Annotated in this window: 28 protein-coding genes; 7 read left to right on the forward strand and 21 right to left on the reverse strand. The window is 70.7% G+C overall.

Annotated elements, in window-relative coordinates; all coding sequences use genetic code 11:
• Positions 1-196: 196 nt before the first annotated feature.
• A complete protein-coding gene (locus ACLZN2_RS33630; RefSeq protein WP_416983188.1) occupies positions 197-1,555 on the reverse strand; it encodes an acetyl-CoA C-acetyltransferase in 1,359 nt (452 codons plus the stop codon).
• A gap of 103 nt (positions 1,556-1,658) precedes the next feature.
• Here ACLZN2_RS33630 and ACLZN2_RS33635 point away from each other — a divergent pair, with 103 nt between their 5' ends.
• Together ACLZN2_RS33635 and ACLZN2_RS33640 are read left to right on the forward strand one after the other, a co-directional pair.
• Positions 1,659-2,981, forward strand: coding sequence for a 3-oxoacyl-ACP reductase (locus ACLZN2_RS33635; RefSeq protein ID WP_416983316.1), 1,323 nt, complete (start codon positions 1,659-1,661; stop codon positions 2,979-2,981).
• Entirely contained in the window at positions 2,981-3,847 is an 867-nt protein-coding gene (locus tag ACLZN2_RS33640) for a MaoC family dehydratase (protein ID WP_416983317.1), read from the forward strand. Before ACLZN2_RS33635 ends, ACLZN2_RS33640 begins: the two co-directional genes overlap by 1 nt.
• A gap of 126 nt (positions 3,848-3,973) precedes the next feature.
• Here ACLZN2_RS33640 and ACLZN2_RS33645 read toward each other — a convergent pair whose 3' ends face one another.
• From ACLZN2_RS33645 to ACLZN2_RS33680, 8 genes are all read right to left on the reverse strand, one after another.
• Positions 3,974-4,627, reverse strand: coding sequence for a TetR/AcrR family transcriptional regulator (locus tag ACLZN2_RS33645; protein ID WP_416983189.1), 654 nt, complete (start codon positions 4,625-4,627; stop codon positions 3,974-3,976).
• A 38-nt stretch (positions 4,628-4,665) separates the two neighbouring features.
• Positions 4,666-4,965 carry a DUF4229 domain-containing protein gene (locus ACLZN2_RS33650; protein ID WP_416983190.1) on the reverse strand — a complete coding sequence of 100 codons (300 nt, stop codon included), beginning with the start codon at positions 4,963-4,965 and terminating at the stop codon, positions 4,666-4,668.
• A gap of 101 nt (positions 4,966-5,066) precedes the next feature.
• Positions 5,067-5,591 carry a GNAT family N-acetyltransferase gene (locus ACLZN2_RS33655; protein WP_416983191.1) on the reverse strand — a complete coding sequence of 175 codons (525 nt, stop codon included), beginning with the start codon at positions 5,589-5,591 and terminating at the stop codon, positions 5,067-5,069.
• Between the two features lie 165 nt (positions 5,592-5,756).
• Complete coding sequence (gene mqnE / locus ACLZN2_RS33660; protein WP_416983192.1) at positions 5,757-6,920, reverse strand: aminofutalosine synthase MqnE; 1,164 nt, start codon at positions 6,918-6,920, stop codon at positions 5,757-5,759.
• Positions 6,921-7,015: 95 nt separating this feature from the next.
• Positions 7,016-7,471 (reverse strand): Lrp/AsnC family transcriptional regulator, encoded by a 456-nt coding sequence (locus ACLZN2_RS33665; RefSeq protein ID WP_416983193.1) that lies wholly within the window; start codon positions 7,469-7,471, stop codon positions 7,016-7,018.
• 76 nt (positions 7,472-7,547) lie between these two features.
• Positions 7,548-8,264, reverse strand: a complete 717-nt coding sequence (locus ACLZN2_RS33670; protein ID WP_416983194.1) for a UbiX family flavin prenyltransferase — start codon at positions 8,262-8,264, stop codon at positions 7,548-7,550.
• Between the two features lie 111 nt (positions 8,265-8,375).
• Positions 8,376-9,278: a menaquinone biosynthesis prenyltransferase MqnP gene (gene mqnP / locus ACLZN2_RS33675; protein ID WP_416983195.1), complete on the reverse strand. Its 903-nt coding sequence runs from the start codon at positions 9,276-9,278 to the stop codon at positions 8,376-8,378.
• Positions 9,275-10,732 carry a menaquinone biosynthesis decarboxylase gene (locus ACLZN2_RS33680; protein WP_416983196.1) on the reverse strand — a complete coding sequence of 486 codons (1,458 nt, stop codon included), beginning with the start codon at positions 10,730-10,732 and terminating at the stop codon, positions 9,275-9,277. The genes mqnP and ACLZN2_RS33680 overlap by 4 nt, the downstream gene beginning before the upstream one ends.
• An 89-nt stretch (positions 10,733-10,821) precedes the next feature.
• Between ACLZN2_RS33680 and ACLZN2_RS33685 the strand changes: the two genes are divergently transcribed.
• Positions 10,822-11,196 (forward strand): PLD nuclease N-terminal domain-containing protein, encoded by a 375-nt coding sequence (locus ACLZN2_RS33685; RefSeq protein ID WP_416983197.1) that lies wholly within the window; start codon positions 10,822-10,824, stop codon positions 11,194-11,196.
• Between the two features lie 12 nt (positions 11,197-11,208).
• Here the strand turns inward: ACLZN2_RS33685 and ACLZN2_RS33690 are convergent, their stop codons facing one another.
• Positions 11,209-11,529 (reverse strand): ArsR/SmtB family transcription factor, encoded by a 321-nt coding sequence (locus ACLZN2_RS33690; protein ID WP_416983198.1) that lies wholly within the window; start codon positions 11,527-11,529, stop codon positions 11,209-11,211.
• 119 nt (positions 11,530-11,648) lie between these two features.
• Here ACLZN2_RS33690 and ACLZN2_RS33695 point away from each other — a divergent pair, with 119 nt between their 5' ends.
• A complete protein-coding gene (locus ACLZN2_RS33695; protein ID WP_416983199.1) occupies positions 11,649-12,623 on the forward strand; it encodes a quinone oxidoreductase family protein in 975 nt (324 codons plus the stop codon).
• Between the two features lie 55 nt (positions 12,624-12,678).
• On the opposite strand, the gene ACLZN2_RS33700 is transcribed toward ACLZN2_RS33695, so the two are convergent.
• A complete protein-coding gene (locus ACLZN2_RS33700) occupies positions 12,679-13,791 on the reverse strand; it encodes a winged helix DNA-binding domain-containing protein (protein WP_416983200.1) in 1,113 nt (370 codons plus the stop codon).
• A 25-nt stretch (positions 13,792-13,816) separates the two neighbouring features.
• Entirely contained in the window at positions 13,817-14,239 is a 423-nt protein-coding gene (locus tag ACLZN2_RS33705; protein WP_416983201.1) for a VOC family protein, read from the reverse strand.
• A gap of 94 nt (positions 14,240-14,333) precedes the next feature.
• On the opposite strand from ACLZN2_RS33705, the gene ACLZN2_RS33710 reads away from it, so the two are divergent.
• Together ACLZN2_RS33710 and ACLZN2_RS33715 are read left to right on the forward strand one after the other, a co-directional pair.
• Positions 14,334-15,311 (forward strand): helix-turn-helix transcriptional regulator, encoded by a 978-nt coding sequence (locus tag ACLZN2_RS33710; RefSeq protein WP_416983202.1) that lies wholly within the window; start codon positions 14,334-14,336, stop codon positions 15,309-15,311.
• A 189-nt stretch (positions 15,312-15,500) separates the two neighbouring features.
• Positions 15,501-16,577: an alpha/beta hydrolase family protein gene (locus ACLZN2_RS33715; protein WP_416983203.1), complete on the forward strand. Its 1,077-nt coding sequence runs from the start codon at positions 15,501-15,503 to the stop codon at positions 16,575-16,577.
• Here ACLZN2_RS33715 and ACLZN2_RS33720 read toward each other — a convergent pair.
• From ACLZN2_RS33720 to ACLZN2_RS33730, 3 genes are read right to left on the reverse strand one after another with little or no spacing between them, the layout of a single operon-like run.
• Positions 16,574-17,551: an isopenicillin N synthase family dioxygenase gene (locus tag ACLZN2_RS33720; RefSeq protein WP_416983204.1), complete on the reverse strand. Its 978-nt coding sequence runs from the start codon at positions 17,549-17,551 to the stop codon at positions 16,574-16,576. The genes ACLZN2_RS33715 and ACLZN2_RS33720 overlap by 4 nt on opposite strands.
• Positions 17,544-18,017, reverse strand: coding sequence for a nucleoside deaminase (locus ACLZN2_RS33725; RefSeq protein WP_416983205.1), 474 nt, complete (start codon positions 18,015-18,017; stop codon positions 17,544-17,546). Before ACLZN2_RS33725 ends, ACLZN2_RS33720 begins: the two co-directional genes overlap by 8 nt.
• A 53-nt stretch (positions 18,018-18,070) precedes the next feature.
• Positions 18,071-18,982 (reverse strand): transglutaminase-like domain-containing protein, encoded by a 912-nt coding sequence (locus ACLZN2_RS33730; RefSeq protein WP_416983206.1) that lies wholly within the window; start codon positions 18,980-18,982, stop codon positions 18,071-18,073.
• Positions 18,983-19,097: 115 nt separating this feature from the next.
• Here ACLZN2_RS33730 and ACLZN2_RS33735 point away from each other — a divergent pair, with 115 nt between their 5' ends.
• On the forward strand, positions 19,098-19,883 hold the full coding sequence (locus tag ACLZN2_RS33735; RefSeq protein WP_416983207.1) for a CDP-alcohol phosphatidyltransferase family protein: 786 nt from the start codon (positions 19,098-19,100) through the stop codon (positions 19,881-19,883).
• 57 nt (positions 19,884-19,940) lie between these two features.
• Here ACLZN2_RS33735 and ACLZN2_RS33740 read toward each other — a convergent pair whose 3' ends face one another.
• From ACLZN2_RS33740 to resB, 6 genes are all read right to left on the reverse strand, one after another.
• Positions 19,941-20,291, reverse strand: coding sequence for a hypothetical protein (locus ACLZN2_RS33740; protein ID WP_416983208.1), 351 nt, complete (start codon positions 20,289-20,291; stop codon positions 19,941-19,943).
• Complete coding sequence (locus ACLZN2_RS33745) at positions 20,288-20,893, reverse strand: DUF6232 family protein (RefSeq protein WP_416983209.1); 606 nt, start codon at positions 20,891-20,893, stop codon at positions 20,288-20,290. The genes ACLZN2_RS33740 and ACLZN2_RS33745 overlap by 4 nt, the downstream gene beginning before the upstream one ends.
• Positions 20,894-21,038: 145 nt before the next feature.
• Complete coding sequence (locus ACLZN2_RS33750) at positions 21,039-21,416, reverse strand: SRPBCC domain-containing protein (RefSeq protein ID WP_416983210.1); 378 nt, start codon at positions 21,414-21,416, stop codon at positions 21,039-21,041.
• 180 nt (positions 21,417-21,596) lie between these two features.
• Complete coding sequence (locus tag ACLZN2_RS33755) at positions 21,597-22,919, reverse strand: RNA-guided endonuclease InsQ/TnpB family protein (protein WP_416983211.1); 1,323 nt, start codon at positions 22,917-22,919, stop codon at positions 21,597-21,599.
• A gap of 141 nt (positions 22,920-23,060) precedes the next feature.
• Positions 23,061-24,161, reverse strand: a complete 1,101-nt coding sequence (gene ccsB / locus ACLZN2_RS33760) for a c-type cytochrome biogenesis protein CcsB (RefSeq protein WP_416983212.1) — start codon at positions 24,159-24,161, stop codon at positions 23,061-23,063.
• Positions 24,158-25,861 carry a cytochrome c biogenesis protein ResB gene (gene resB / locus ACLZN2_RS33765; RefSeq protein ID WP_416983213.1) on the reverse strand — a complete coding sequence of 568 codons (1,704 nt, stop codon included), beginning with the start codon at positions 25,859-25,861 and terminating at the stop codon, positions 24,158-24,160. Before resB ends, ccsB begins: the two co-directional genes overlap by 4 nt.
• Positions 25,862-25,863: the final 2 nt, after the last annotated feature.

Here is a 25,863-nt window from a genome sequence, read left to right on the forward strand (position 1 = left end):
GGCGTTCAACCGGGATGGCCCCGAAGGAAGGGGTTACCGACGGTTAGGTAGGGGATCGTACGGCGCTGGCGTGGGGGGCTTGTGCGTGTTCGGGGATGATCCGGGACTGATCCGGGATTGATCCGGGACTGATCCGGGATTGATCTGGGATTGATCTGGGATTGATCTGGGATTGATCTGAAGCCCTGACCGCTGGTCAGGGGCGTTCCAGCACCGCCGTCACCCCCTGCCCTCCCGCTGCGCAGATCGATATCAGGCCCCGTCCCGGAACGCCCCGTTCCGCGAGCAGTTTGGCCAGGGTCGCGACGATCCGGGCGCCGGTGGCCGCGAAGGGGTGGCCGGTGGCGAGCGAGGAGCCGGTGACGTTGAGTTTGTCCCGGTCGACCGGGGCCAGTCCCTGCTTCTCCCAGGCCGCGAGGGTGGCCAACACCTGGGAGGCGAAGGCCTCGTGGACCTCCACCAGGTCGAAGTCCTCGATGCCGAGACCGGCCCGCTCCAGCATGCGCGGGACGGCGTAGGCGGGGGCCATGAGCAGCCCGTCCTCTCCCTTGCCGACATCGCCGTGGACGAAGTCGACGGCCGCCGTCTCGTACACGGTCAGATACGCGAGCGGTTCCAGGCCCCGGGTCTCCGCCCACTCCTCGGAGGCGAGCAGGACGACCGCCGCGCCGTCGGTGAGCGGGGTCGAATTGCCCGCCGTCATGGTGGGGTTGGGGCCGTCGGTGCCGAACACCGGCTTCAGCGTGGCGAGTTTCTCCACCGTGGAGTCCGGGCGCAGGTTCTGGTCGCGGGTCAGGTCATGGAAGGGGACGACCAGGTCGGAGAAGAAACCGCGTTCGTACGCGGCCGCCAGCCGCTGGTGGCTGGTCGCCGCCAGTTCGTCCTGGGCCTCGCGCTCGATGCCCCAGACGCGGGCGGTGACCGCCGCGTGCTCGCCCATGGAAAGGCCGGTACGCGGCTCGGCGTTGCGCGGGATGTCGGGGACCAGGTGGGCGGGGCGGATCTGCGCGAGCGCCTTGAGGCGGCCGACCGTCGACCTGGCGCGGCGGGCCTGGAGCAGGATGCGGCGCAGCGAGTCGTTGACGCCGAGCGGGGCGTCGCTCGCGGTGTCGGCGCCGCCCGCGATCGCCGACTCGGTCTGGCCGAGGGCGATCTTGTTGGCGGCGGCGATGACGGCCTGCAGTCCGGTGCCGCAGGCCTGCTGGATGTCGTAGGCGGGGGTGCGCGGGTCCAGCTTGGAGCCGAGGACGGTCTCGCGGGTGAGGTTGAAGTCCCGGCTGTGCTTGAGGACGGCGCCGGCGACGACCTCGCCCACGACGCCGGGCACGTCGAGTCCGTAGCGGGTGGCCAGGCCGTTGACCGCCGCCGTCAGCATGTCCTGGTTGGAGGCGGTGGCGTAGGGGCCGTCGGAGCTGGCGAAGGGGGTCCGGCTGCCGCCGAGGACCGCGACGCGGCGGGCGCGCGGGGGCTCGAAGGCGGGCTTCCGCGCGCCTCTCAGATAGGTCACCTTCGACGGTTCCGACGTACTCGCCCGCGATGGCTCCGAGGTACTCATCTCGACCTGCTCCTCACCCTTGACCTAGACTTACCCCGGGTAACCTTACTCCGGAGTAAGCAACTTTTTCAGTCATGCCGAGCCCGTGGGAGACGAGACGAACATGGCCGACCGCTATCTGAGTTTCACCGCCACCGCACCCGGCCGTTTCCTCACCCGACGGCTCGGCCTTCCGCAGCCGGCGGCGCTCAGGCGCTGGTCCCCCGAACACCCGTCCCTCACAGGCAACTTGCTTCACCTTACGGCCGGTACATCCGCCCTCGACCTCACTCCGGTCCTCGCCCGCACCGGCCTCCCCCTCGGCGCCACCGACCCCGCCGCCGTCGTCCTCGACGCGACCGGCGTCCGTGACGTCGACACCCTCGCCGAGGTGCACGCGGCCCTGCACCCGGTCGTACGGTCAGTCACGGCGAGCGGCCGGATCGTGGTCCTCGGCGCCCCCCTCGACGCCGACGCCGACGCCGGCCCCGACGACGACCACCACCGGGCGGCCGTGCAGCAGGCCCTGGAGGGCTTCACCCGCTCGCTCGGCAAGGAGATCGGCCGCGGCCGGACCGTGAATCTCGTACGGCTCACCGACGCCGCCGCCGCCGAGTCGACCCTGCGCTTCCTCCTCTCCCCCAAGTCGGCCTACGTCAGCGGCCAGGTGATCGGGGTGGGCGCGGGAGCCTTCGTCGCACCCGGCGACGAGGACCGTCCCCTCGCCGGCCGCACCGCCCTCGTCACGGGCGCCGCGCGCGGCATCGGCGAGGCCGTCGCCGAGACCCTGGCCAGGGACGGCGCCGAGGTCGTCGTACTCGACGTACCGCAGGCCGAGTCGGACGCGCGGCGGGTCGCGGAACGGCTGGGCGGGCGCGCCCTGGCGCTCGACATCACGGCCGCCGACGCGGGCGAGCGGATCGCCGCCGAACTCCCCGACGGACTGGACGTGTTGATCCACAACGCGGGGATCACCCGGGACCGGCGGCTGGTCAACATGCCCGCCGATCGCTGGAGTTCGGTCCTCGACGTCAACCTCGGGAGCGTGCTGCGCACCACCGACGCGCTGCTCGCCAAGGGCACCCTCAGGCCGGGCGGGCGGATCGTGGCGACCGCCTCCATCGCCGGGCTCGCGGGCAACGCGGGGCAGACGAACTACGGCGCGAGCAAGGCGGGCGTGGCCGGGCTGGTCCGCGCCCTCGCGCCGCGCGCGCTCGCCGAGCACGGGGTGACGGTGAACGCGGTCGCGCCCGGCTTCATCGAGACGAAGATGACGGCCGCCGTGCCGCTGTTCATCCGGGAGGCGGGCCGCCGGATGAACTCCCTCGCGCAGGGCGGGCTGCCCGTCGACGTCGCCGAGACCACGGCCTGGCTCGCGCATCCGGCGTCCGGCGCGGTCAACGGACAGGTCGTACGGGTGTGCGGCCAGAGTCTGCTGGGGGCGTGATGACGGCGGCGACCACCCTCTCCTCCTCCCCCGCCCTCGGCCCGCTGCTCGCCCTCGGGGCCCTGCGCTCGCCGTTCAAACGGCCGCACCCCGGGGTCGGTTTCACCGGCGAACGGCTCGTCCTGCCCGGACTGCGGGTCGACCTGGCCCGGCTCGCGGCCTACGAGCGGGTGTGCGGCTTCCCCACCGGCGAGGACGCCCTGCCGCCGACGTATCCGCATGTGCTGGGCTTCCCGCTGGCCATGAGCATCATGAGCGGCCGGGACTTCCCGCTCCCGCTGCTCGGCCTCGTCCACACCTCGATCGACATCACCCGCTACCGGCCGCTCGCCGCCGCCGGGACGTACGAACTCGACGTGTACGTCGACCGGTTGGCGCCGCATCGGCGCGGGACGGAGGCGTTCGTGGTGACGCGGCTGAGGGAGGCCGACACCGTCGTATGGGAGTCGACGAGCACCTATCTGGCGCGGCACCGCACCCAGCGGGAACCGGCGCCCGGACCGACTCCCTCGGAGCCCGGGGCCGCTCCCCTCCCCCTCCTCGACGAGTGGCGGCTCGGCGCCGATGTCGGCCGGCGTTACGGGGCCGCCTCCGGCGACCGCAACCCCATCCACCTCCACCCGCTCACCGCCCGCCTCTTCGGCTTCCCCCGCGCCATCGCCCACGGCATGTGGACGGTCGCCCGCTGCCTCGCCGCCCACGGCACCCCGCCGGCCGTACGGACCCGGGCGGAGTTCCGGGCGCCGGTGCTGCTGCCGGGCACGGTGGCGTTCGCCTCGGACGGCGTACGGTTCGAGCTGCGCGGGACGGGAGAGGCGGCGTCGCGGCTCCATGTGAGCGGACGGGTGGACCGGCTCACGTTCTGAGCGGACGGGTGGACCGGCTCACGTTCTGAGCGGACGGGTGGTCCGGCTCACGTTCTGAGCGGGCGGGTGGTCCGGCTCACGTTCTGAGCGGGCGGGTGGATCAGCGACCGGCTCGGGTGGCGGGTGTCATACGTCGGCGGCTGCCGGCGGGGTCCAGGAGCGGCCCTGCATCAGGTCGCCCAGGCCCGCCCAGGCGAAGTTCATCAGGGTGGCCGCCGCCTGCCGGGCCGTGACGCCTTCGGTGGCGTTGGCCCAGACGGCGAGGGACTCGGCGGCGCCGACGAGGGCCTCGGCGAGACCGGCGACCTCCCCCTCCGGGAGGTCGGGATCACGGTGGGCCTCCCTGGCGCCGACGGCTATCAGGTGGGTGACGAACGCGACGATCTCCTCGCGCATCGCGGCGGCCTCGGCGGCGAAGGTCTCGCCGTGGGTGCGGGCCTGGAGATGCACGACGGACCAGGCGTGCGGATGGGCGGCGGTGTGCGCGAAGAACGCGAGCAGGCCGTCCCAGAGCTGGCGGTCGGCCGGCAGGTCGGTACGGACACCGGAGCGCACCGCGTCCACCAGCGCCCTCGCCTCGCGGCGGATGCAGGCGGTGAAGAGGTCGTCCTTGGAGTTCAGGTACAGATACACCAACGGCTTGGACACGCCCGCCAGTTCGGCGATCTCGTCCATGGACGCGGCCATGTACCCCCGCTGCCCGAAGATCTCCACTGCGGCGTCCAGCATCTGCTGCTCACGGACCGCTCGCGGCATCCGCTTGGTCTTCACGGCACCCATGGGGCCAGCCTAGTTGGACCGGGCGGGACTGAACTCCGTCAGGAGGTGTGAGTCTGGGCCTCGGCCGCGTCGACCGCCTCGTCCTCCTGGGAGCGGTTGGCCTCCAGGTTGGCCTTCATCCGGTCCACCCGCTGCACGACGCTCACCGAGGCGCGGTCGCGCTCCTTGCGCAGGACGACGAAGCTGATGGGCGCGGAGACGACCAGCGCGAGCAGGACGACCCACATGCCGTTGGAGTCGCCGAGGCCGCGCGGCAGGACGCCGAAGTAGACCAGGCCCCAGACGGCCACGAGGCAGCCGGCGAAGACGCCGAGGCGCATCAGCGTGTAGCGGAGCATCTCAATCCACTCTTCCTTCTCCAAAAAGGGCCGTCGTCCAGTGAAGCACGCCGGGCTCCCGATCTTGCAGGCGGGTGCTGCGGGTGCGGCGGCTGCGGCGGTCAGGTGAGCGACAGCAGCATGGTGATGTCGTCGCGGTCGTCGCCCGGGGCGACCCGGATGGCGCCGGGGACCCGGCCGACCTCCTTGAAGCCGCAGGAGCCGTAGAACCGCTCCAGGCCGAGTCCGCCCCGGCAGCCGAGGCGGATCGCGTCGATGCCGTCGAACCCGCGGGCCGCGTCGGCGGCCGCCGCCATCAGGTCACGGCCGTAGCCCTTGCCCTGGTGACGCGGGTGCACCATCACCGTGTACAGCCAGACCCAGTGGGTCTGCAGCCGGTGTGTGTTGAAGGAGAAGAAGGCCGTGGCGGCGATCTGCCCCGCCTCGTCGTGCCCGACGAGCAGCCGGTGCCGTCCCTCGGCCATCGCCGCCAGGTGCTTCACCAGATCCGGCCGCACCTCCTCCCGCTCCACCGGCGCCACGAACCCGACGGCCCCGCCCGCGTTGGAGACATCCGTCCAGAGATCGAGGACGCCCTCCAGGAGGGCGGGGGTTACGGCCGGGTCCAGCGTGAAGGTAAGGGCCATGAGGGAAGGGTAGCCATTACCCGACCCCGGCCTCAACGGGTTTCAGACCCGTCGTCGGCTGCGGGTGCGTCGTGGCTGGTCGCGCAGTTCCCCGCGCCCCTTGAGTGGGACCGGCTCAGCCCCTTTTCAGCCGACCGAGTCGGGTGGGCGGGTGGGCAAGGCGGCTCAGACCCGCATCGGCTGCGGGGACTCGCGGCGCAAGGGGTCCGGGGCGTCGTACTCGCGGATGATCTCGTAGCGGGTGTTGCGTTCCACGGGGCGGAAGCCCGCGTCGCGGATGAGGTCGAGGAGGTCCTCGCGGGTCAGCTTGTTGGGGGTGCCGTAGTTGTCGGCGTCATGGGTGATCTTGTACTCGACGACCGAGCCGTCCATGTCGTCCGCGCCGTGCTGGAGGGCGAGTTGCGCGGTCTGGACGCCGTGCATGACCCAGAAGACCTTGACGTGCGGGACGTTGTCGAACAGCAGCCGCGAGACCGCGAAGGTCTTGAGGGCCTCCGCGCCGGTCGCCATCTGGGTGCGGGCCTGGAGGCGGTTGCGGACCTTGCCGTCCTTCATGTCCACGAAGTCGTGCTGGTAGCGGAGCGGGATGAAGACCTGGAAGCCGTTCGTCTCGTCCTGGAGCTCGCGCAGGCGCAGGACGTGGTCCACCCGGTGCCGGGGCTCCTCGACGTGGCCGTAGAGCATGGTGCACGGGGTCTTCAGACCCTTCTCGTGCGCCAGGCGGTGGATGCGGGACCAGTCCTCCCAGTGGGTCCGGTGGTCCACGATGTGCCGGCGGACCTCCCAGTCGAAGATCTCCGCGCCGCCGCCGGTCAGCGACTCCAGGCCCGCGTCGATCAGCTCGTCGAGGATCTCGGACGCCGACAGACCGCTGATCGTCTCGAAGTGGTGGATCTCCGTGGCCGTGAATGCCTTCAGGGAGACGTTCGGGAGAGCCGCCTTCAGCTCGCGCAGCGAGCGCGGGTAGTAACGCCACGGCAGGTTCGGATGGAGCCCGTTGACGATGTGGAGTTCCGTGAGGTTCTCGCTCTCCATCGCCTTGGCGAGCTTCACCGCCTCCTCGATGCGCATCGTGTACGCGTCCTTCTCCCCCGGCTTGCGCTGGAAGGAGCAGTAGGCGCAGGAGGCGGTGCACACGTTCGTCATGTTGAGGTGCCGGTTGACGTTGAAGTGCACGACGTCACCGTTCTTGCGGGTGCGCACCTCGTGGGCGAGGCCGCCGAGCCACGCCAGGTCGTCCGACTCGTACAGCGCGATGCCGTCCTCGCGGGTCAGCCGCTCACCGGCCCTGACCTTCTCCTCCAGCTCGCGCTTGAGCCCGACGTCCATGCCCACACACCTTTCTCCGACGACTCGACCAACCGTACTCCCCCACCCTTCGGGCGGGCGGTACCCCCAAACGGCCCTAAAACGGGCCTACGCCTCTAGACCTCTTCGGGAAGCTCCCCGACCCGGTTCTCCCACTTCGTGGAGAGCACGATGGTGGTACGGGTCCTGGACACCCCCTTGGTCCCGGACAGCCGCCGGATGATCTTCTCCAGCCCGTCCACGTCGTTCGCCCGCACCTTGAGCATGAACGAGTCGTCGCCGGCGATGAACCAGCAGTCCTCGATCTCACTGAAGTCCCTCAGCCGCATCGCCACGTCCTCGTGGTCGGCGGCGTCGGAGAGGGAGATGCCGATGAGGGCGGTGACGCCGAGGCCGAGCTGGGCCGCGTTCACCGTGGCGCGGTAGCCGGTGATGACGCCGGCCGCCTCCAGCCGGTTGATGCGGTCGGTGACGCTGGGTCCCGACAGGCCGACGAGGCGCCCCAGCTCCGCGTACGAGGCCCGGCCGTTCCCCCGCAGGGCCTGGATGAGCTGCCTGTCCACCGCGTCCATGCGAATCGAAGCCTTCCGATCAGAGTTCCTGAAGTTCCTGAAAGATGAGAGGTACTGCGACGTGCTCAGATGGCGCTCAGGTGTCCCTGGTTCCCGTGTCCCCGGTTCCCGTGCCCCTGGTTTCCGTGCCCCTGGTTCCCGTGTCCCGGCTTCCGGATCCGCCGCCCAGCTCGCCCTCCCACCGGCGGTAGAGCCCGTGCGCGGCCCCCGCCGCGTCGAGCACCCGTCCGGCGACGAAGTCGACCAGGTCCTGGATGTGGGTGGCGCCCGCGTAGAAGGCGGGCGAGGCCGGGACCACGGCGGCGCCCAGGTCGTCCAGGGTCACCAGATGCCGCAGGGTCTGCCCGTTCAACGGCGTCTCCCGTACGGCGACGACGAGCGTCCGGCGCTCCTTGAGCGTGACGGAGGCGGCCCGCTGGAGCAGATCCTTGGACAGCCCGAGGGCGACCCCCGCGACACAGGCGGTCGAGGCCGGGACGATGATCATCCCTTTCGCGGGATACGACCCCGAGGACGGCCCCGCGGCAAGGTCCCCGGCCGCCCAGTACCGCACGGCATCGATGTCGACGTCGAAGGTGCCCGGCTTGCCGTCGGCCCCCCGGCCGAGCCATTCCCGCAGGTCGTCCTGCCAGTGCGCGTCCCGGAAGGAGATCCCGGTCTCGTCGAGCAGCGTGAGCCGCGAGGCCCGGCTGACCACCAGGTCCACGCTCTCGCCCCCGACGAGCAGCGCCCGCAGCACAGCGGCGGCATACGGCGTACCGGACGCCCCGGACACCCCCACGATCCAAGGCACGCGCTGCGTTTCTCCTGCGTTCACACCTTGAGCGTACCGGTGGGCAGGAGGGTCTTCAGGACGGGTGGGGTGCGTGGGGATCGCCGGGCGGGTTCCTGGTCGGGACCGTACTCACACGGTCAGACCCCGGACCAGGAGATCCAGTAGCGCGCACACGAACAGGGCAATGCCGATGAAGCCGTTGACGGAGAAGAACGCCCTGTTCAGACGGGACAGGTCATGGGGGCGCACGATCGTGTGCTCGTAGACGAAGGCGCCGGCGACGATCAGCAGCCCCAGCCAGAAGAAGGCACCCGCGCCGGTGGCCACCGCGTACCAGACGAACAGGGCCGTCGTGACGGCGTGGCAGGCCCGGGCCGCCCAGATCGCCGCCGGGATGCCGAAGCGGGCCGGAACCGACATGACGCCGATCTCGCGGTCGGTCTCGACGTCCTGGCAGGCGTAGATCAGGTCGAAGCCGCCGATCCAGATGCCGACGGCGAGGCCGAGGACGACCGCGTCCCAGGACCACTCACCGGTGACGGCCAGCCAGCCGCCGACCGGCCCCATCGCCTGGGCGAGCCCCAGGATGGCCTGCGGGAAGTTCGTGAAGCGTTTGCCGTAGGGGTAGACCACCATCGGGATCACGGCGACCGGCGCCAGGGCGAGGCACAGCGGGTTCAGCATCGCCGCGGAGCCGAGGAAGACCGCGACCGCGATCAGCGCACCGGTCCAGGCATGCTTCACCGACACGGCGCCCGTGACCAGCTCACGGTGGGCCGTGCGCGGGTTCCGGGCGTCGATCTCGCGGTCGATGATCCGGTTGACGGCCATGGCGAAGGTGCGCAGGCCGACCATGCAGATCGTCACCAGGAGCAGCCGCCCCCAGTGGATGTTCCTGTCGAGCTGGAACATCGCCGTGAGGGCGGCGATGTAGGCGAAGGGCAGCGCGAAGACCGAGTGCTCGATCATCACCAGCCGGAGGAAGGCCTTCGTGCGCCCCGGCTGCGGGAGCGCTGCGGAAGCGGAGCTCACAGCCCGTACTCCTTCCAGCGGCGGTCGACCCTCGCCGCCGTCTCCGGGTCCGACAGGACCATGTCCGGCCAGCCGCCGTCTCGCGTGTAGCCCTCCTCGGGCCACTTCTTCGTCGCGTCGATGCCCGCCTTGCCGCCCCAGAACTGCTGGTAGGAGGCGTGGTCGAGATGGTCGACGGGGCCTTCCACGACGCTCAGGTCACGGGCGTAGTCCGTGTTGCCGAGGGCCCGCCAGGCGACCTCGTGCAGGTCGTGGACATCGCAGTCGGAGTCGACGACCACGATCAGCTTGGTCAGGGACATCATGTGGGCGCCCCAGATCGCGTGCATGACCTTCTGCGCGTGCTTGGGGTACTTCTTGTCGATCGACACGATCGCGCAGTTGTGGAAGCCGCCCGCCTCGGGGAGGTGGTAGTCCACGATGTCCGGGACGATGATCTTCAGCAGCGGCAGGAAGAACCGCTCGGTCGCCTTCCCCAGCGGCCCGTCCTCGGTCGGCGGCCGGCCGACGACGATCGACTGGAGCAGCGGGCGCCGACGCATCGTCACGCAGTCGATCTTCAGCGCGGGGAACGGTTCCTGCGGGGTGTAGAAGCCGGTGTGGTCGCCGAAGGGCCCCTCCGGCAGCATCTCGCCGGGCTCCAGCCACCCCTCCAACACCACCTCCGCCTGCGCCGGCACCTGCAGCGGCACCGTCTTGCAGTCGACCATCTCGATCCGCCTGCCCGCGAGGAACCCGGCGAACAGGTACTCGTCGATGTCACCGGGGAGCGGCGCGGTGGAGGCGTACGTCACGGCGGGCGGGCAGCCGAAGGCGATCGCGACCGGCAGCCGCTCCCCGCGCCGGGCCGCCACCTGGTAGTGGTTGCGGCTGTCCTTGTGGATCTGCCAGTGCATGCCGATGGTGCGCCTGTCGTGGCGCTGGAGCCGGTACAGCCCGAGGTTGCGGATCCCGGACTCGGGGTCCTTGGTGTGGGTGAGGCCCAGGTTGAAGAAGGAGCCGCCGTCCTGCGGCCAGGTGAAGAGCGCCGGCAGCTGCTCCAGGTCCACGTCGTCGCCGTGCAGAACGACTTCCTGCACCGGCGCGTCCCCGGACTTCACCTTCTTCGGCGGTACGTGCGTCATCGCGCCGAGCTTCCCGAACGCCTCGCGCACGCCGACGAACCCGTGCGGCAGCTCGGGCCGCAGCAGTCCGCCGATCTTCTCGCTGATCTCGCCGTACGACTTCAGCCCGAGCGCCTTCAGCAGCCGCCGGTCGGTGCCGAAGACGTTCATCGCGAGGGGCATCGACGCCCCCTTCACGTTCTCGAAGAGAAGCGCGGGGCCCCCTGCCTTCTGGACCCGGTCGACGATCTCCCCGACCTCCAGATACGGATCGACCTCGGCCTTCACGCGCTTGAGGTCGCCTTCGCGTTCCAGTGCCCTGAGCAGGGAACGAAGATCGTCGTAAGCCATGTGTCCCAGTATCGGCCACCCGCTACCCTGACCCCGTCACCGGGGGCCGCCCCGCGTCCCGTCACCGTCTCCTGGGGGAACCCGCCACCATGCTCAGGTATCTGCCCCTCCTGCTGGTCCTGGCGCTGTGGATCTATGCCTTCATCGACTGCCTGAACACCCCCGAGGACGAGGTCAAGCGGCTGCCGAAGGTGGTGTGGGTGCTGATCATCCTGCTCTTCGGCGAGGTGCTGGTCGGTCCGGTGGCCTGGCTGGTGGCGGGCAAGGTGCGGCACGCGCGCGCCGGTGGCGCCGGGGACCGGCAGTGGGTGGCGCCCGACGACAACCCCGAGTTCCTCAAGTCCCTGAAGGACGAGAAGGCCGCGAACGACGAGCAGCTCCTGAAGGACTGGGAGGCCGATCTGCGCCGCCGCGAGGAGGAGCTCAAGCGCCGCGAGTCCGGCGACGAGCCCAAGGACAGCTGAGGCGGGGCGCGTTCAGTCGCGCAGGACGAGGTCCAGCAGCCCCGGGAAGCGGGCGTCGAACTCCTTGCGCCGCAGCCGGTTGACCCGGCGGGGCCCTTCGTCGCGCTGTTCGACGAGGCCCGCGCCGCGCAGGACGGAGAAGTGGTGACTGAGGGCGGCCTTGCCGACGGGCACGTCGAAGCTGCCGCAGGCCCGGCTCCACTCCGGTGAGCCGGCCAACTCCCGGACGAGGGTGATCCGTACCGGGTCGGCGAGCGCGGCGAGCGCGGTGAGGACCGGGACGTCGTCGGGGTGGATGTGCTCGGGAGCGACCCGATGGCTGACGCCGGCCATGTGATGCCCCTCCCACTCGTTCCTGCCGGCCACCCGTTGCCGACTGTTCGACGAAAACCATACACTCCCGAGTGTTCGCTTTTCATTGAACAGTCGAGTGGGAGAGCGGGAGATCCGGCATGCGCGCGATCGAGATCCAGGAGTACGGCGACCCCGAGGTCCTGCGGGCCGTGGAGGTGGACGCCCCCGAGCCCGGCCCCGGGCAGGTGAGCATCGACGTGGCCTACGCCGGGGTGAACTTCGCGGACCTGAAGGCACGCGCCGAGGGTTACCGGGTCCCGGCGCTGCCCTTCCGCCCCGGTCTGGAGGTCTCCGGCCGGGTCCGTGCCGTCGGCACGGGCGTGACCGGGCTGTCCGTGGGCCAGGAGGTGGCCGCCCTGACCGGCGGCGGAGCGTACGCGGAGGTCGCCGTGGCCGAGGCGGGCCTGGTCTTCCCGCTCCCCGAGGGCGCCGACCTGCGCACGGGGGCGGCGATCCCGACGGTGGTCCCGACGGCGTACGCGCTGGTCCACGCGGTGGGCCGACTGCAGCCCGGCGAGAGCGTCCTCGTGCAGGGCGCGGCGGGCGGAATCGGCACGGTGGTGGGCCAGTTGGCGAAGGCGGCGGGCGCCGGCGCGGTGTACGGCGTGGTGTCGTCGGCGGCGAAGGCGGAGTACGCGCGCGGCTACGGCTACGACGAGGTGTTCGTCGGCGACTTCGAGAAGGCGGTGCGCGCGGCGACCGGCGAACGCGGGGTCGACCTCGCCCTGGACCCGGTGGGCGGCGAGACCCTGAAGGCATCCCTGGCCTCCCTCTCGGTCTTCGGACGCCTGGTCTCCTTCGGCAACGCGAGCGGGGCCGAGTCGTGGAGCGTGGGCCAGCCGGAGCTGTACCCGACGGGACTCTCGGTGGCCGGCTTCTCCATCCTCACCCTGTCCCAGACGGCCCCGTCCACCCTGCGGGGCCTGGCCGAGCGGGCGTTCGCGAAGGTCGCCGACGGTACGGTGACCGTCCCGGTCACGGCCGAGTTCCCCCTGGCGGAGGCGGCGCGGGCCCACCACCTGATGGGCACCCGCACCAGCACGGGGAAGCTGCTGCTCCGCATCCAGGACTGACGGGACCGAAGTGTGCCCAGTCTGAAGTGTGCGCTCAGTCTCAGCGACACGCCGTCTACACGGCGTGTCGCTGAGACTCGATCACCACTTCGTCGATGTCTGCGTCCAGGAAGGCGGTCAGGTCCTCGGCCTCGGCGTGGACGGCTTCCTCTTCCCCCGGGGTGAGGGGGCGGAGGGGGGTGATGCGGAGGTGGTGGTCGCGCACCGTCCAGGTGGCGGTGACGCGTCCGTCGACCAGGACCATACGGTGGCCTGCGACGGACAGGCCGAGGTGGGCGGCGTCGATGATGCGGCCGCGGTGGTGGTAGCCGAGGACGGCGTTGTCGAAGGCCGGCAGGAACCGGACGGGGGCCGGGGTGTCGGGGTCGGGGCGGGGCGCGTCGGGCAGATCGAGCAGCTCGCGGCCGCGTTCGTCGCGGAGGACGACGAGTTCTTCCCGGGCGCGGGCGGCTTTGACCGCGGCGGGAAGTCCGGCGAGGCCGCACCAGGCCCGTAGGTCCGCGCTTGCGGCGGGCCCGTAGGCGGCGAGGTAGCGGCGCAGCAGTTGCTGCCCGACGGGATCGCCGTCCCCGGCGGGGAGGGGGTCGATGTCCCGTTCCAGCCAGGTGGCCAGCGGCAGGTTGCGTACGCCGGCGGTCTGCTGCCAGAGGCCGCGCGGCGGGAGTTGGGCCATCGGGACGAGGGCCGCGACGAGCAGCTCGCCCAGGACCCGGCGGGGCGGGCCGGGCCAGCGGTCCTCGACGGCTCGTACGAGCTCGCTCATCGTGCGGGGCCGCCGGTCGGCCATGACCGCGCGGCCGGCGGCGGCGACCTCGTCGAAGTCGATGCCGGCCAGCTCGCGCCGGTAGGTGCCCAGCACGCGCTGACGCAGCATGGTGTCGTGCCGGGCCCGCCAGGCGAGCGCGTCGTCGGAGGTGACGAGGTGGACGGTGCGGCGCATCAGGTGGGTGCGCACCACCGTACGGCCGGTCAGAGCCTCGTCCAGTTGGCCGGGTGTGAAGCCGGCCAGGCGGGACCACAGCCCGATGAACGGTTCCTGGGGCTCCTGCGCCTGCATGCCGCACAGGTGGGCCACCGCCTCGGGCACGGACGTGCCGCTGACGCGGGTGAGCAGGTGCTGGCGGGCGAGGGTGGTCCGGTTGAGGGCGCGGCTGTCGAGGACGGTCATGGCGTTCCCAGGAGTCGCTGCCGGTTCAGCCGTTGTACGGGGCGGTGACGTCCAGGACCCAGGTGACACCGAAGGGGTCGGTGAGCATGCCGTACAGCGGCGCCCACGGCGCGGGCTCCAGCGGGCGCACGACGGTCGAGCCGTCGGCGAGCCTGCCCCACAGGGCGCTGATCTCGTCGGCGTCGTCACCGCGTACGGAGACGAAGAAGGGGTTCTCGCCCTGGTTCCAGGGGAGTTGCGAGGGCACGTCGTACGCCATGACGTGGAAGCCGTTGTCGCCGGCGACCTCGCCCCACATCACCCAGTCCGCCTCGCTCTCGTTCTGTACGGCGCCGGCGTCCTTGTAGGTGACCGCGACGGTACGGCCGCCGAAGACGGACCGGTAGAAGTCCAGCGCCTCGCGCGCGGTGCCCCGGAAGTTCAGGTGGGTGGTGGTCGTGACGGACACGGTCTGCTCCTTGCCTCGGTGCCTCGGTGGTGAAACCCACCCTGGCGGAGGTAGCGGACAGGGCGTGTCCTGTACTTCCCTGACAATGGATCTCATGCAGAAGACGTCCTCCCGGCTGCTCGCGATGCTCTCGCTGCTTCAGACACACCGGGACTGGTCCGGCGAGGATCTCGCCGAGCGTCTCGACATCACCTCGCGGACCGTGCGGCGTGACATCGACCGTCTGCGCGAACTCGGCTACCGGATCACGACCGTCAAGGGACCGGCCGGCGGCTACCGCCTGGAGGCGGGCGCCCAGCTGCCGCCCATGCTGTTCGACGACGGCCAGGCCGTCGCCCTGGCCGTCGCGCTCCAGACCGCGGCCACCGGCAGCAGCGTCACCACCATCGCCGAGGACGCCGCCCGCGCCCTGGCCACCCTCCGCCAGGTCATGCCCACTCGGCTGCGCCACCGCATCGACCTGCTGCGCATCACCGCCGTTCCGCCGCCCACGGCCCGCGACACCCCTGGCCTCGACCCCCAGGTCCTGCTGGAGCTGAGCCGCGCGATCCACGCCCGCGAGGAGCTCCGCTTCGACTACACGCCGGGCTCCGACAGCCCGCGCCCGCGCCGCGTACAACCCCACCACCTGGTCACCTGGCGCGATCACTGGTACCTCGTTGCCTGGGACCTCGACCGTGAGGACTGGCGCACCTTCCGCGTCGACCGCGTCCGGCCCCGCACCCCCACCGGCCCCCGCTTCACCCCACGCGAACTCCCCGGCGGCGACGTCTCCACCTTCATCACCGGCCGGTTCCGCGGCAACGACGGCACGACCACCGAGTGGCCATGCCGAGGCGAGGTCATCCTGCACCTCCCGGCCGCGGACGTCGCGCCCTACGCCCAGGACGGAATCGTCGAGGAACTCGGCCCCCACCACTGCCGTCTCACCCTCGGCTCCTGGTCCTGGACGGGCCTCGCCACCACCCTCGGCCACTTCGACACCGACATCGAGGTCATCGGCCCACCCCAACTGGCCGACGCCTTCGCCGACCTCGCGACCCGCTTCGGCCGCGCGGGTCAGACACGGTGAGGGGGGCCGCGGGCTTCTTGGATCGGCCCCGTTATCAAAAATGCCAGAACGCGATATCAGGGCCGATGGACTCCGGCCGGGAACGCCGACCAGCCCCTGGCGGGATTTCGGTCCCAACCGATGCGCCCCTTGCGGCGTCTCAAGGGTGCGGCGGAGGGACAGCCGATCCGCCGGGACAGGAGAACGAGGATGACGCGACAACGACTGACACGCGCGGCCCTGGTCGCCGCTCTGCTGCTGGGAACGGCTCTGACCGGTGCGAGCGCCGTCAGCGCGGTGAGCGCGGTGGACAGCGCGAGCGTCGGCGGGCGGACCGTGACCGCCGCCTACGACCTGGGGGACACCGCGTTCACCGACCCCGTCACCGGTACGGTCAGCGAGGTGCGCGCGGTGGTGCACCGTCCGGCCCTGGTGAGCGGACGGCTGCCGCTGGTGGTGGTCTCGCACGGGTCCTGGTTCGCCTGCACCGACCGGGAGGCCGAGGCCTGGCCCTGCGACAAGGGTGAGGCGTATCCGAGTCACCGCGGCTACGACTACCTGGCCGAGAGCCTCGCCGAGCGCGGTTTCGTCGTCGTGTCGCTCAGCGCGGACGGCATCAACATGCAGTCGTTCGACTACGGGGACCGCGCACGGCTGATCAACGAGCACCTGCGTCTGTGGCGGCAGCTCGCCGACGGCCGCGGTGCTCTCGCCAAGCGGCTCCCCGCGCTCCGCGGGCACGTGGACATGCGGCGCGTCGGGACGCTCGGGCACTCCCGGGGCGGCAAGGCCGTGATGTGGCAGGCGTCGGACAAGCACCGGGGAGAGGTCCCGGCCGGGGTCCGCGTCGGGGCCGTACTGGCGCTGGCGCCGGTGAAGTTCGACGACCCGGAGGGGGACAACAGCGACACGCTCGTCACCCGGACTCCCGTCGCCGTGGTGACCTCCGGCTGTGACGGCGCGGTCGGGGAGGCGGGACAGGCGTACCTCGACGACGTCCAAGGGCGCACCGCACAGCCCGCGTACTCGGTCTCGCTGCGCGACGGGAACCACAACTTCTTCAACACCCGGTGGACCCCGCCCGCCGCACTGGGCGAGGACGACAGCACCTGCCCCGATCGCGAGCTGGCCCCGAAGACCCAGCAGGACGCGCTGACGTCGTACGCCACCGCCTTCTTCGAGAAGCACCTCAAGGGCGAGGCCGGCGGTGAGGCACTGCTCACGGGCGAGCGCGCGCTGCCCGGGGTCGTCTCGACCACCCGACTGGTCCAACCGGCACAGCCCTAGGACAGGTCCTGGTCGACGGTGATCGAGTCCAGCTTCTCCCGCAGGTAGACGTGGGAGTCGACGGGTTCGTACGCCACCCGGCCCACCGGCGCCGGTACGGACTCCACGAGAGTCCCCGGGGTGCACTCGCCGAAGTAGACGAGCGACATGAGCTCCTCGGCGGGTTCGTCGGCCGGGGGCGGGAGGACGCGGTGGCGTCCGGACCGCCACCGGTCACCCGTCCAACGGGCCATCAGATCCCCGATGTTGATGGTGAACGCGTCCGGATCGAACGGTGCGTCCTCCCAGCCGCCCTCCTCCGTCCAGACCTGGAGTCCGCCCTTGCCGGCCTGCCGGTCGAGGATGGTGACCGTGCCGAAGTCGGTGTGCGGGCCGATGCGGAACTGGCCGGGCTCCGGGTCGCCCATGACGTCCGTGCCCGGGTACCAGTTGATGTTGAAGCCGTACGTCGGGTGGTCCATGTGCCGGGAGAAGAAGTCGGGCTCCAGGCCGAGGGCCTCCCCGAGCAACGACAGCAGCTGCTTCTCCAGTTCCGCCATCTTCCCCAGGTACTCCTCGCAGAGCCCCTCCAGCTCCGGCACCTCCGTCGGCCAGACGTTCGGCGCGTACCACTCCGCGTTGATCACGGGGTCGGAGAAGGGCTCGTGGGTGGCGAAGGTCAGCGACTCCTTGAGGTCCGGCGGGGTCTCGGTCCCCTCCGAGTAGGCGTTCGCCTCCGCGCCCGGGCCGAGCCAGCCCCGCCCGCCGACCTTCACGGCGTACGGCTGCTTGACGTCCACCGGCAGCGTGAAGAAGGCCCGAGCCGACTCCCGGATGCGGGAACGGAGGGCCGGGTCCACGCCGTGCCCGGTGACCAGCAGGAACCCGGCGGTCCGGAGGGCCTCGTCGACGGTGCGGGCGATCGCCGCGCGCGCCGCCGCGTCACCGCCGAGCCAGGGCGTGAGATCGATCGTGGGAATGCGCGGTTCACTCACCGATGTCCTCGTTCCAGAGTGCCGGGTTCTTCTCGATGAAGTCGCGCATCATCCCGACGCACCCGGGGTCGTCGAGCAGCACGATCTCCACGCCGTGCTCGGCGAGCCAGTCGTGGCCGCCGTGGAAGGTGGCCGCCTCGCCCACCACGACACGCGAGATACCGAACTGCCGGACCAGGCCGGAGCAGTACCAGCAGGGCGAGAGGGTGGTCACCATGGTGGTGCCCCGGTACGAGCGCTGCCGGCCCGCGGCGCGGAAGGCGGCCGTCTCCGCGTGCATGGAGGGGTCGTCGTCCTGGACGCGCCGGTTGTGGCCGCGGCCGAGGAGGGTGCCGTCCGGGCCGTAGAGCGCGGCGCCGATCGGGATGCCGCCCTCGGCGAGCCCGGCACGGGCCTCGGCGACGGCGGTGGCCAGCCAGGTCCGGGCCGTCGCCTGGTCCAAGGGGACCTGATCCACAGGGTTCATGGCTCCACTGTGCTGTGGCCGCACCGCCGGGGCAACGTGCCGCGAGGACGGGGTCAGCGCAGTGTGACGCGGCTCGGGCCGTTGTAGGGGGCCAGGCACAGGACCGACGCGGGGGTGCGCAGGCCGTCCTCCCGCGCGAACAGCTCGCGGGCCGCGTCGAAGGACACCTCGTCGTCGGCGGTGACGCGCGCGGCACGGTCGTAGAGCGCGTGGACCGCTTCCGGCAGGGGCTGGTCGAAGTCGCCCTCGTCCGCTCCCCAGATGTCCCACAGCAGCGTCTCCACCTTGTTGAGCGCCGCCAGGTCCAGCCGTACGTTGCCGGCCACGAACCGCTCGCCGCACAGCGGCCCCTCCTCGGGCGGGTGCAGTCCGAAGGTCCTGGGGTCGGCCGTGCCCGCGCGGATCGCCCGCCAGGCGCGGCCCGCGACCAGGAAGCGGTCGCGGGGGACGTCCATGGGGTCGAAGTCCACCGTCCAGGGGCCGCCCACGAGTTGGGCGTCCGCCAGCCGCCAGGCCCGCCGCTCCTCGTCCCAGTACTCGGTGACGACGTGGTCGTAGTGAAAGCCTCGGAAGCTGTCGGAGCCGTCCGTGCCGAAGTAGTCGGCGAAGCCGGAGCGGATGCGGGCCGGGACTCCCGTGTGCCGCAGGAGCGAGCAGAACAGCAGGGCGAAGTCGCGGCAGACGCCGACGAACCGGTCGGCGGGCGTGCGCCGCTCGGTCAGCGGGGCGGGGTCACGGTCGACGACGATCCTCAGGATGTCGTCGATGTAGCGGGTCTCGGCGTCGTTGTGGAGACGGTCGACCGGGTGGGTGTGGGCGAAGAGGTCGCCCTCCAGACGGTGGATCATCACGTCACGTGTGATGCGGGCGAGTCGGGCGGGGTCGCGGGGCAGGTCCGTGTAGCGGTCCGCGAGGTCGCCGGGGTCGGAGAACGCGCTCTGGGCGGTGTAGAAGTCGAGGGACAAGGCAGGGCCTCCCTGACGGGCATCATCGACCACGTGTTCGATTGCAGGCCGGTGCGCCTCACCGTGTCAAAATTCCCCGGGAATTGTCCAGTTGGGGTATGTGGGAGGAACGGTCATGGTTGCTGCTCCGGTGCTCGAGGAGCTGCGGGAGGTCTGCCAGCCGCAGGCCAAGCTGGCGAGCCGCAACGGCGAACACTGGGCCGGGCGCCTCTACATGCGGCGCATATCGCTGCGCTTCACCCGTCAGCTGGTGCGCACGCCGGTCACCCCGGACCAGCTGACCTGGACGATGGTGGTGTGCGGGATCCTCTCCGGGGCCGCGCTGCTGATACCGGGGCTCGCCGGGGCCGTGCTCGCCGCCCTGTTCATGCAGCTGTTCCTCCTCTTCGACTGCGTGGACGGCGAGGTCGCCCGCTGGAAGGGGCAGAACAGCGCGACCGGCATCTACGTCGACCGGCTGGGCGCCTATCTCGCCGACGCGGCGCTGATGATCGGCTTCGGTTTCCGGGCCGCCGAGTCGGGGGTGGGCGACTGGCACGGGTTCAACGGCTGGGTCTCTCTCGGTCTCGCGACCGCCCTCGGGGTCGTCCTGCTGAAGGCGTCCACCGACCTGGTGGACGTGGCCCGGGCCCGGCGCGGGCTCGCCGTGGCCGACGACGAGGCCGCCGCGCCCCGCTCGCAGGGGGTCGCCTCGGTACGCCGGCTCGCCGCCGCCTTCAAGATCCACCGGGTGACCAACGGCATCGAGGCCTCCCTGGTCCTCCTCGCCGTCGCCTTCGCCGACGTGGCGACCGGGGGCGTCGAGCCGACCCGCTGGGCGCTGGCGGGCATCGCCGCCATCACCTGGCTGATGGTCCCGGCCCATCTGCTGTCGATCCTGTCGTCGTCCCGGCTGCGCTGAGCGACGCGGCTCCTGGGCCGCGTCGCCCGAAATCCTCATCGTCCAAGACTGCGCCGCTCAGGAGCCGAGCAGCTCCAGGACCCTGTTCACCGCCTCGATCACCGGCTGGCCCACCGCGCCGATCGTGGCCGCGATGCCCGCGACGGCGAGGAGAGCGCGGTGCCGCTCCTGCGGGGGTGCGGTGGCGTCGGCGGTGAGGGCGGGCACCGACTCGTCGAGGGCCTGGGCGCTGGCCGCCGGAATCTGCGGGCGCAACTCCCGCAGCAGCGCCAGCAGTTCACCCACCGCCGCCTCCAGCTCGGGGGAGGCGGGGGCGGCCGGGGCGACACCCTGGTTCTTGATCATGCCGATGTTGCCGGTGCCACCGACCATGTTCACGTTGTCGCCGTAGTAGTTGTGCGTGCTCATGCGCCTGCCATCCCCACGTTGCCGCTGCCGCCGTACATGTTGACGTTGTCGCCGAAGTAGTAGTTCTGCGGGCTGATCGTGATGCTCTCCACCCGCACCTGGAACTCGGTCTCGGGGTTCTCGATCGCGTGGGCGATCTGACCGACGAGCTGGTTCAGGAAGTGCGGGTCCCGGCTGGTGACCACGGCCTGGGAGGGGCCGGAGGTCTCGACGGCCATCACGTAGTGCGACTGCGCGCCGAGGACCTGGAGCATCTCGACCAGGGCGTACACCACCACACCGACGGAGCCCAGCCACACGAACGTCATCAGCCCGCTGCCGGTGTCCCGGTCCGCGACCATGGTGATGCCGCTGAGCACGGTGAGGGTGAGGGCCACGGCCCCGGTGATCAGGAGCGTCCTCACGAACCGCAGCACCGCCTCCTTGCGGCGCGGATGGATCGTGAGGGTGTACACGCGGGCGACGTTCGCCAGCGGATAGCAGGCCCCGCCGACCCACAGCAGCCGCTTGCTGACCCGCAGTTCGAGTCCCGGTAACCGCGTCGGCGGCGCGGGGGGCGGAGGCGGGACGTCGAAGTGTCCCGAAGGTTCCGGTGTTGTCATCAAGTCCCCCATGAGTTGAGCGAGTTGCCGGTGATCCCCGTCACTCTCCGAGCATCATTAACTACGGCATCATTAACTACGGTGCACAGCTCTGAGGCAAGTCGTTACCGACAGCGACGGCCCGCCGCGACCCCCTGTCGCCGTCCTAGACGTCCCGGCGCCCCTCGGACACCGCGAGCAACTCGCTCAAATATTCGAATCGAGCCTGCCAGGCCGGCTCCGCCCCGGAGTCCGGCGGCTCTCCGCCCTGGAAGTCGTGCGTGAAGCGCAGCAGCGAGGCGGTGTCCCCGTCCCGCTCCAGATGGAAGCGGACGCGGCCGATCGCCGGGAAGGTGTACTCGGCGACCCGGTCCACGTCCCAGGCGGTGACCCGGCCCTCCCCCGGCCCCCGCAGCACGACCGCGCCACCGAGCCGGGGTTCGAGCACGTCTGCCTCCGCCCACCAGGCCGCCAGCCCGCCCGGCGTACTCACCGCCGGCCAGACCGCCTCCATGGGAACCGGGAGCCGTATCTGGAGGTGCATGACACCAGGGTGACCCTTGGGAGGGCGTCACGCACCCGTTAAGGCCTGTTTTGAGCTGCCCCGAGGCGTCGCGACTCAGGCCGTGATCAATACGCCTAGGGCCGCGACGACGCGAGAGAGCCGAGAGCCGGCAGGCGTGGTTTTGAAGTGCTCTTCCGGCTGATGCCGGGAGATTCCCTCCTACCTTGCGGTGGTGGGCTTGACGCCGCGGGGGCGCCTGACGACTGCCCTTCCGGCAGCCGGGACGAGCGCGTGGCCCATCCGGTACAGGTGCAAGACGTTCTGTGCGGCGTTGTGGTCGGCGTTGTCGGACCATCCGCAGCCTTCGTTCTTGCATACGAACACGGCCTGGGACTCCCGGCTGCCCGGTGTGGTGAAGCCGCACATCGAGCAGCGCCGGGAGGTGCCGGGGGCGGGAACCTTGTGCAGGGTGCCCCCGTGGCGGGCGGCCTTGTACGTCAGCATCGTCACGGTGCGTCCCCACGCCTCCTGGCTGATGGAGCGGTTGAGGCCGGACTTCTGGGCGACGTTCTTCCCCGGGTTCTCGATGGTGCCTCTGGCACTCTTGACCATGTTCGGGATGTCCAGTTTTTCCACCACGATCACGCCGTAGGTGCGGGCGAGGTGGGTGGTGGTCTGGTGCTGCCAGTCACTCGCCCTGCGCTTGGCTGTCGCGCGGAGGCTTGCGATCTGGTCGTAGGTCCGCTTCAGCCGGTTGGAGGTTTTCCGCCCCGGCTTGCGGAAGCTCTTGCGGTGCGCGGCCCGCTGCTCCAGGCGGAGCAGCTTGGCCTTTTCATTGGGGTTGAGCCACTTGTCCCGGTCGGCTGTGCCGTCCGGGAGGCGGGCGGGGCGGCCGTGGTCCTGGTGGTGGCCGTCGGACAGGGCGAGCGGGATGTTGACTCCGGCGTCGATGCCGACCTCGGGACCGGTGTGCGGCTCGGGCACGGCGCCCAGGGTCTGGACGCGGAAGGCGATGTGCCAGCCGAGCGTGTCCCTGACCAACCGGGCGCCGGTGATCTTGTTGTCGGTGCCGGCGGTCTTGCCGATGGGGAGGTCTTTGGTCCAGCGGAAGCGGACACGGCCGGCCTTGGGAATGTTGACCATGCCCCAGCGGCGGTGCACGCGCTTGATCTGCAGGTCGCGGCCCTGCGGGACGTCCACGCTCATCACCGTGCGGAAACGGGCCTTGAAGTTCGGCGCTTCGGCCCGCCCCTCCCAGCAGTTCCTCCACGCCTGAAAGTAGGTCTTCAGCACCGCCTGGGCGGCCTGGGCGGGCAGGGCCGCGAGCCAGTCGATGTCCCTGCGCGCCTGGCGGATCGCGGCGTCCGCCGCGGCAAGTGTGCGCTTGCCCTGAGGCAGCATCGTCCACCAGCCATGCAGGAGGTTCCACGTCGTACGGGCGGCGTGCGCCTGGGCGTCGACGAGCCGGATCTGTGCAGGGGTCAGTGCCAGCCGGGCGCGGTGCCCGAACTGCCGCTTCTCTCGCACACGTTCCGTAGCCACGCGATTACTCTACCATTTGGCCTATTTCACCGCGCTGGAATCCAAATCCCGATGTGAGAGTCAGTACATCGAGAACCAGCAGCGCCCCGTGTGACGGTCTCCACGCCCCTCTTCCTCGCCGTAGGTGCTCAGACCCCGGCGTCAGACCCCGGCGTACGAGTGCTTGCCGGTCACGAAGATGTTGACGCCGTAGTAGTTGAAGAGCCAGCAGCCGAAGGCGATCATGGCCAGGTAGGCGGCCTTGCGGCCCTTCCAGCCGGCCGTGGCGCGGGCGTGGAGGTAGCCGGCGTAGGCGACCCAAGTGATGAAGGACCAGGTCTCCTTGGGGTCCCAGCCCCAGTAGCGGCCCCACGCGTCGCCCGCCCAGATCGCGCCCGCGATGATCGTGAAGGTCCACAGGGGGAAGACGGCCGCGTTGACGCGGTAGGCGAACTTGTCCAGGGACGCGGAGGCGGGCAGCCGGTCGAGGACCGAGTTGGCGAACCTGCCGGGCTTGCCGCCGGTCGCCAGCTTGTTCTCGTAGGAGTCCTTGAAGAGGTAGAGGATCGTGGCGACCGCGCCGACGTAGAACACCGCGCCGCAGAAGATCGCGGTGGAGACGTGGATGTACAGCCAGTACGAGTGCAGGGCCGGGACCAGCTGGTCGCTCGCCGTGTAGAGGACGGTGACCGCGAGGCCGAGGTCCAGCAGGACCGTGGTGATCAGGAAGAGGCCGAGCCAGCGGACGTTCTTCTTCAGCGCCAGCAGGCCGAGGTACACGCCGACGGCCACCGTGGAGAAGGTGAGGTTGAACTCGTACATGTTGCCCCAGGGCGCCCGCTCCACCGAGGCCGCGCGGGCGATCACCCCGCCGAGTTCGACCAGGAACGCGAGCACCGTGAGGGAGACCGCGATCCGGCCGTACATGTCGCCCTGCTCGTCCCCGCCGTGGGCGCCCGGCCCGTCGGGCACGTCCCGCGCCCCGGCCGCCGAGCGCACGACGACCTTCGGGCGCTCCAGTACGGCGGTGGAGCCGCCCTTCTTCACGGTGACCGCGGGGCCCTGCGTCTTGGCCTGCGCCGTGGCGGTGAGCGCGGCGGCGGTACGGCCGACCTTGCTGCGGCTGCCGAACAGCCACTCCGCGATGTACGCGAAGAAGGCCAGCGTGTAGACGGCCATCGCGGAGTAGATCAGCGTGTTGCTGATACTCGCGAGGTGTTCGTTGGTGGCGGCGGCCAGCTCGGTTGCGGCGGCGAGAGTCATTTCTCAGCCCCTTCGGCAGGTACGACTTCGGGTTCGGGGGTGTCGGGGTCTTCGGGCGCCCCGGGGGCCTGGTCGTACAGGATGGCGGCGAGATCGCCGAGTTCCTCGGGGACCTTCGCGGACTCGCTGCGGCCGAGGCCGGCCATCTCGACGACGGTGACGCCGTCGGCGCCCTTCACCGCGCGCACCCACACCCGGCGGCGCTGGATGAAGAGGGAGGCGGCCAGGCCGAAGATCGCGGCGGTCGCACCGGTGAGCGCCGAGCCGCTGCCGGGCTGCTGGGTGATCTGGAAGTTCGCCCACTGCTTGGTGCCCTCGTAGGTGACCGTACCGGCACCGTCCGGGAGCGTCATGGTCTCGCCGGGCTTGAGGTTCTCCCGCAGCTGGGCGCCCTTGGAGTCCTTGAACTCCTTCATATGGGTCTTGTCCATCTGGTACACGCTCTGCGGGATGCCCGAGTTGACGCCGAGGTCGCCGTGGTACGGCGCCAGGTTCAGCACCGGGTTGTTCAGCGCCGGGAAGGTGGAGGCGGTCTCGCTGCCGGTGGTGTACGTCGGCAGGAAGAAGGCCGAGATGCCCAGCTGCTCGGTGACGCCCTTGGCGTTCGTGTAGCCGTCGAGGACCTTGATGACACCGGAGGAGGTGACGTTGGAGTCCAGCGGCAGCAGCGGCACCGCGTCGTCGAAGACGACGTTCCCCTTGCCGTCGCGGACGGTGATCACCGGGGCGTAGCCGTGGGCGGTGAGATAGACCTTGGAGTTGTCGATCTCCAGGGGGTGGTTGACCTTGATGAGGTCCTTCCGGTCCTTGCCGTAGGCGCCGACGCTGTAGGTGACGGCGGCCTGGAAGGTGCGGGCGGTGCCCTTGTTGGGGCCGGTCGTCTCGTACGTCCCCTTGAACTCGTCCAGGCTGAAGCTGAACGGGTTCAGGTCGTCGACGCCGAAGAGGTTGCCGGACTTGAAGTCGTCGTAGGAGATCAGGGTGTTGGAGAAGCCGTTGCCCTCGACGAGGAGCTTGTTGCCCTCGGACTTGAAGAGCTGGCCCCAGGCGAAGGCCACCAGCATCACGATGAGCGCGATGTGGAAGGCGAGGTTGCCGACCTCGCGGAGGTAGCCCTTCTCGGCGGAGACGGCGTCACCCGCGAGGTGGGCGCGGAAGCGGCGCTTCTTCAGCAGGGCGAGGGCGGCCTCGCGGACCTGCTCCGGCTCGGCCTCGGTGCGCCAGGTCGTGTACGCCGGGAGCCGGGTCAGCCGCTTGGGGGCGCCCGGGGGGCGGCTGCGCAGCTGGCCGACGAACTGCCAGGTGCGGGGCACGATGCAGCCGATGAGGGAGACGAACAGCAGGATGTAGACGGCGGAGAACCACACCGAGCTGTAGACGTGGAAGAGGCCCAGCTTCTCGTAGACCGGCGCGAGGGTGGGGTGGGCCTTGGTGAAGTCGGCGACCTTGGTGGCGTCCTGGCCGGTCTGCGGGATCAGCGAGCCGGGGATCGCGCCGAGCGCCACCAGCAGCAGGAGCAGCAGGGCGACCCGCATGGAGGTCAGCTGGCGCCAGAACCAGCGGGCCCAGCCGACGACCCCGAGGCCGGGGACGCTCGCGAGGGACTCGGCTGGCGCGGTGGACAGCTGGGAGCCGGCGGCGCCGAGGTCCCCTTCCCCGGGGGCGGCCGCCGTCTCGTCGCTTGTCGTGGTCTTGCTCATGG

Origin of the sequence: Streptomyces sp. T028, from assembly GCF_048159505.1 — a bacterium.
Classification (GTDB): Bacteria; Actinomycetota; Actinomycetes; order Streptomycetales; family Streptomycetaceae; genus Streptomyces.

Bases quoted from the DNA above. Each gene is read 5' to 3' on its own strand.
- ACLZN2_RS33700 (WP_416983200.1), bottom strand. From the start codon at position 13,791: ATGACCGTCCTCGACAGCCGCGCCCTCAACCGGACCACCCTCGCCCGC.
- ACLZN2_RS33650 (WP_416983190.1), bottom strand. From the start codon at position 4,965: ATGCTCCGCTACACGCTGATGCGCCTCGGCGTCTTCGCCGGCTGCCTC.
- ACLZN2_RS33750 (WP_416983210.1), bottom strand. From the start codon at position 21,416: ATGCACCTCCAGATACGGCTCCCGGTTCCCATGGAGGCGGTCTGGCCG.
- ACLZN2_RS33690 (WP_416983198.1), bottom strand. From the start codon at position 11,529: ATGGCCGGCGTCAGCCATCGGGTCGCTCCCGAGCACATCCACCCCGAC.
- ACLZN2_RS33695 (WP_416983199.1), top strand. From the start codon at position 11,649: ATGCGCGCGATCGAGATCCAGGAGTACGGCGACCCCGAGGTCCTGCGG.
- ACLZN2_RS33645 (WP_416983189.1), bottom strand. From the start codon at position 4,627: ATGGGTGCCGTGAAGACCAAGCGGATGCCGCGAGCGGTCCGTGAGCAG.
- ACLZN2_RS33640 (WP_416983317.1), top strand. From the start codon at position 2,981: ATGACGGCGGCGACCACCCTCTCCTCCTCCCCCGCCCTCGGCCCGCTG.
- ACLZN2_RS33635 (WP_416983316.1), top strand. From the start codon at position 1,659: ATGGCCGACCGCTATCTGAGTTTCACCGCCACCGCACCCGGCCGTTTC.
- ACLZN2_RS33655 (WP_416983191.1), bottom strand. From the start codon at position 5,591: ATGGCCCTTACCTTCACGCTGGACCCGGCCGTAACCCCCGCCCTCCTG.
- ACLZN2_RS33740 (WP_416983208.1), bottom strand. From the start codon at position 20,291: ATGAGCACGCACAACTACTACGGCGACAACGTGAACATGGTCGGTGGC.
- ACLZN2_RS33665 (WP_416983193.1), bottom strand. From the start codon at position 7,471: ATGGACGCGGTGGACAGGCAGCTCATCCAGGCCCTGCGGGGGAACGGC.
- mqnE (WP_416983192.1), bottom strand. From the start codon at position 6,920: ATGGACGTCGGGCTCAAGCGCGAGCTGGAGGAGAAGGTCAGGGCCGGT.
- resB (WP_416983213.1), bottom strand. From the start codon at position 25,861: ATGAGCAAGACCACGACAAGCGACGAGACGGCGGCCGCCCCCGGGGAA.
- ACLZN2_RS33715 (WP_416983203.1), top strand. From the start codon at position 15,501: ATGACGCGACAACGACTGACACGCGCGGCCCTGGTCGCCGCTCTGCTG.
- ACLZN2_RS33680 (WP_416983196.1), bottom strand. From the start codon at position 10,732: ATGGCTTACGACGATCTTCGTTCCCTGCTCAGGGCACTGGAACGCGAA.
- ccsB (WP_416983212.1), bottom strand. From the start codon at position 24,161: ATGACTCTCGCCGCCGCAACCGAGCTGGCCGCCGCCACCAACGAACAC.
- ACLZN2_RS33630 (WP_416983188.1), bottom strand. From the start codon at position 1,555: ATGAGTACCTCGGAGCCATCGCGGGCGAGTACGTCGGAACCGTCGAAG.
- ACLZN2_RS33735 (WP_416983207.1), top strand. From the start codon at position 19,098: ATGGTTGCTGCTCCGGTGCTCGAGGAGCTGCGGGAGGTCTGCCAGCCG.
- ACLZN2_RS33685 (WP_416983197.1), top strand. From the start codon at position 10,822: ATGCTCAGGTATCTGCCCCTCCTGCTGGTCCTGGCGCTGTGGATCTAT.
- ACLZN2_RS33745 (WP_416983209.1), bottom strand. From the start codon at position 20,893: ATGACAACACCGGAACCTTCGGGACACTTCGACGTCCCGCCTCCGCCC.
- ACLZN2_RS33710 (WP_416983202.1), top strand. From the start codon at position 14,334: ATGCAGAAGACGTCCTCCCGGCTGCTCGCGATGCTCTCGCTGCTTCAG.
- ACLZN2_RS33725 (WP_416983205.1), bottom strand. From the start codon at position 18,017: ATGAACCCTGTGGATCAGGTCCCCTTGGACCAGGCGACGGCCCGGACC.